We start from the raw sequence: 1849 nt of genomic DNA on the forward strand, positions 1-1849 counted from the left end.
GGGGCGCGCGGCGACCGTGCCGGCAAGGCTGATGCCGATCAGCCACGCGAACCGCGCGAGCCCGGTCGTGCCGAACAGCCCGCCGCGGCGCTGACGCGTCGGTGCGGTGGAGGGAGCGGCGGCGGCGGGGCGATGGCGGATCGATGCGGGGATCGGGGTCATGGGCGGTATCCTCGGGTGGCGGCGGATGGCCGCGAAATGTCGGTGCTGGTCGCTGGCGCGCGCGCGGGCGTCAGAAGCTCTTGGCGATCTGGAACCAGGCGCGGCCGGACCGGTCGGGGGCGGCGGTCGCCTCGGCGTTGCCCAGCTTGCGCGCATAGGTCGCGCGCAGCACGATGTCGTATGGCGTGGTCCAGGTCGCGCCGGCGCCATAGGCGCTGCGCACCGCATGGTTCGACCCATCGAAATAGCGCCGCTTCACATAATCGACCTCGCCGACATCGACGAAGGCGAACAGCTGCAGCGCGCCCGGGATGACCCGCGGCAGCGCGAGCCGCGCCTCGGCGGTCGCGACATAGCCCTGGTCGCCATAGGCCTCGCCCTCGGGATAGGCGCGCACCGCATAGGCGCCGCCCAGCTCCATCTTCTCGGAGATGTCGAGATTGTTGAACGCGACCTGCCCGCGGACCGAGCCGAACACCGAGACGGGCCCGCTGATCGTCTGCAGCCGCGCCAGGCTGAACTGCATCTTGCCGTAGCGACCATCGGTGCGCGCGGTCAGCGCGTCGACCGACCGCTCATAGGCGCCGCGAATATCGAGCGTGCCGACCGAGACGCTCAGCGAATAGGCGTTCCAGCCGCCGCCGAGCAGCGTGTCGTGCGAGTCGCCGCTGAGGCCGCCCGTGACGACCTGCGCACGGCGATAGGTGACCGTGTCGACGATCCCGAACCGGTCGTCGAACCATTTCGCATCGCCCGCCACCGTCACGTACAGGTTGCTGCCGCGCGACCGGATCAGCGGGTAGCTGGCATAGACGCTGGCGATCTCGGCATTGCCGCTGCCGTCGAGGCTGTCGAATTCCTTGCCGAGCTCATAGTCGAGATGGGCATAGGCGACGCCGAGTGTGACCTTGCCGATCGGCGCCTGATAGGAGGCGCGGCCATAAGCGAGCCCCGAGAAGGACGTCAGCGCGCGCAAGCCGAGCACGTCGCCCGAGCCGGTCGGGTTGTTCCAGTTGACCGACCCGCCGACGCGGTAGGCGCCGGTATAGCGATTGCCCGCATTGTCGGCCTCGACGCTGCCCGTGATGCTGCGGCCCGGGGTGATGTCGACCAGCAGGTCCGACGTGCCGACCGCGGTGCCGGGGCTCAGCGTCGAGCGCACGCGCACGCCGGGCAGGTCGGACAGCATCAGCAGCCGGCGTTCGATCGGCGCGACCGCGACCGGATCACCGACTTCGAGCCCGTCGAGCATGCCGTTCGCGACGCTGTCGGCCAGGCGGGATTCGTTGCGCAGCCCGATCGCGCCGAGGCGGCCCTCGACGACCGCGATCGTCACCGTCCCGCTCTGCACGTCCTGCGCGGGCAGATAGGCCTGCGCGACGAAATAGCCGCGGCTGGTATAATAGTCGGTGATCCGCGCCGCGAGCGTCTTCAGACCTGCGAGATCGAGCGTCGCACCAGGCGCGAACCCCGTCGCGGCGACCAGCGTCGCTTCGGGGAACAGCATGGCGCCGGTGACGCGGATCGCATCCACGCGGGCCGAGGGTCCGCCCGCGGCCGGGATCGCGACCGGCGTCTTGCGCGTCAGGCCGAGCTCGGGATCGGGCGTATCGGTCAGCGGCAGGGGCGGGATCTGCTGCAGCTGGCCACCGGCGCCGACCGGCACCTGTGCCTGCGCGGCCCCGCC

The 1849-nt window shown here is 70.8% G+C and carries 1 protein-coding gene; it reads right to left on the minus strand.

Features of this window, described 5'->3' with window-relative positions; genetic code table 11:
- Nucleotides 1–232: 232 nt before the first annotated feature.
- The coding region (locus tag sphsw_RS10000) for a ShlB/FhaC/HecB family hemolysin secretion/activation protein (protein ID WP_081874260.1) at nt 233–1849 on the minus strand (1617 nt) is incomplete at its 5' end.

Source organism: Sphingomonas sp. FUKUSWIS1 (assembly GCF_000733135.1).
GTDB lineage: Bacteria > Pseudomonadota > Alphaproteobacteria > Sphingomonadales > Sphingomonadaceae > Sphingomonas > Sphingomonas aerolata.